1 pseudogene is annotated in these 311 nt (G+C 65.9%); it reads left to right on the top strand.

Annotation, left to right across the window (positions count from 1 at the left end):
- Positions 1–78: 78 nt before the first annotated feature.
- Positions 79–311 (top strand): annotated as a pseudogene (locus J0695_RS38825) (glutamine synthetase); the annotation flags it as partial.

Genomic DNA, 311 nt, shown 5'->3' with positions numbered 1-311 from the left:
GCCCGGCACCGTATCCAAATCCCTTGCCCAGAGCCTACGTTTGGATCATCTTCCGGCCCGTGAGGAGAGGATCCGCCCGTGCCAGTCCGTAAGCCCGCGCTCACCGTCGAGGAGCTGCGCGCCCTCGTCGCGAGCGGCGAGATCGACACCGTCGTCCTGGCCTTCCCCGACATGCAGGGACGTCTCCAGGGCAAGCGCTTCGCCGCCCCCTTCTTCCTCGACGAAGTCCTCGAACACGGCACCGAAGGCTGCAACTACCTCCTCGCCGTCGACACGGACATGAACACCGTCGACGGCTACGCCATGTCCTC

Source organism: Streptomyces beijiangensis, assembly GCF_017315755.1.
Lineage (GTDB): Bacteria > Actinomycetota > Actinomycetes > Streptomycetales > Streptomycetaceae > Streptomyces > Streptomyces beijiangensis.
Note: the sequence above shows the minus strand (reverse complement) of the source record. Positions and strands in the feature narration are given on the sequence as shown.